Origin of the sequence: Campylobacter sp. BCW_6889 (assembly GCF_001762535.1) — a bacterium.
In the GTDB taxonomy this organism is placed as follows: Bacteria; Campylobacterota; Campylobacteria; order Campylobacterales; family Campylobacteraceae; genus Campylobacter_D; species Campylobacter_D jejuni.
Map to the genome: position 1 here is coordinate 1 of NZ_MJWZ01000038.1, position 2,080 is coordinate 2,080.

General features: G+C 32.0%; 1 pseudogene. It reads right to left on the reverse strand.

The annotated features are described in order from the left end of the window. Nucleotides 1-1,491: pseudogene (locus AJ939_RS10735) on the reverse strand (hypothetical protein); the annotation flags it as partial. Nucleotides 1,492-2,080: the final 589 nt, after the last annotated feature.

A 2,080-nucleotide genomic window follows, 5' to 3' on the forward strand; every position in this document is an offset into this window, starting at 1 on the left:
ATCAAAGCTTAAAGATATTTCTCCACCTCCATTGGTTCCTATATTGCCAATATTGTTTTGATTAACACCTGAGATGATATCATTTATATTATCAAGTTGTCCTAGATCGAGATTACTCTCATCTATAGTAATTTTATCAGCACTTACATTTCCATTTCCACTTCCACCTACAACTATAGTGTCTAATTTACCCGTATCTTTATCTGTAGTAACAAGCCAATCTTCTATGACTATGCTACCAGATCCGCTGTTAGTTAAATGATTGCCACTATTATCTTTATCTATGGTTCCTTGGTTATTAACAAAGATGGTTCCACCACCTTCATTTTTAATACCACTTGTAATAGTCGCATCAGAATCATTTTTTAAACTTAAATTATTATTACTTTTATTGAAAATATTACCATAAATAATTCCATTGTCAGTATTTAAAATACCACTTCCTTTTGCAGAAGCAATAAGACCTTCATTTTCAATAGTGATACCGTGAGTTTGAACTTCTGTATCTTTTTGTCCAATGGTTCCAGTATTTATAATACCCCCATTACCACCTTGGATAGTTCCAGATACATTGATACTAGTATTTACTTGCTTACCACCGCCTATATAAATACCTGCATTACCACCTTCTAATCTACCCCCTTCTTTAACTTCAATACCTTCACCCTCAATACCATTTTTACTTCCATCTATATGGATTGCATCATTGCCTGCTTTAATAACACCACCTTCTTCTATAGTGATTTTACCAATATTAACGGGCTTTTTATTTGTATCAAATGCATAAAAAGTTATACCATTGTTGCCTGCTTCTATAGTTCCTTTATTTGTAAGGGTTTCTATCTTGTTGCCATCACCTATGAAGATAGCATTGCCGTTTTGATTTTTGATTAGGCCTGTGTTTTCAAAATTTTTAATAGTGGAGCTTGTTTGAAACCAACTTTGAATAAATATTGCTCCTGATAATTGTTTGGCTCCAGATGTTCCTTCTATAGTACCACTGTTTTTAAAATTATCTATAGTAGTGCTTGATATATTTATACCTACTCTTCCTGAAAGAATACCTGAGTTATCAAAATTTGTTATAGTAGAGCCAGAAAGATTAACTCCAGAGCTAGCAAATATAGCCCCATTAGGTCCTCCTGGATCTTTTCTTCCATCGCCTTTTAAGGTTCCGCTATTGATAAACGTTTGGATTGTAGAATTGCCAACATATATTGCTTGTGTATTCCAGTTATTTGGATCTTGACTACTACTTTGAATAGTGCCGCTATTTTTAAGAGTTTGTACATTAGTATGAGTAAACTGGACAGCTTCTTTATTTGTTGAACTTATAACTCCAGTATTGTTAAAATTATTAATCGTGGATTTATTATTAGCACCTCCTTCGAAAAAAACTCCTTGATTTTTATCAAAAGCTGTTATAGTTCCGCTATTTTCAAATTTATCCACAGTGAGAATTCCTGAGTTTTTATTTCCCCAAACTCCCATATAAATTTGACCATTAACTTGACCTTTATTTTCAAAGGTATTGACAGTGATGGTTCCTGTGAGGTTATCTTGGCTATTTTGTATGGCTACTTTACCATTGATGGTTCCATTATTGGTAAGATTTGCAAGAGTAAGAGTATTGCCATTGTTAGTAGAAGCATAAATAATATTACCCGTATTGTTTGTACTACCTAAAGTTCCACCTGATTGAATTATTATGGTATGTGGACCTGAATCGGAAATGTTGATTGTGCTAGTTTCTGAACTACTTACAGTTGTATCAATTCTAGCTTGAGGACTATAAACACCAGCTGATTTAGCTTTAGGATTAGCTTCATCATAAGTTTTTATTTCAGAATTTAATGTAGCATTAGCACAACTCGCTAAGAAAGAAATAGTAGCTAAAGATAAAACTATCTTTTTAGAATTTAAACAGGGTTCTTTAATCCCCCCCCCCCGTAGACACCTTACTTGAAATAATATTTTTACTCAAATATTTTTCTCCTTCCTTATTTAAAATGATTTATTTTGAAATTAATTTCATATTATTTATTTTTTAATAATAATATAAAATATAAAAATAAAATAG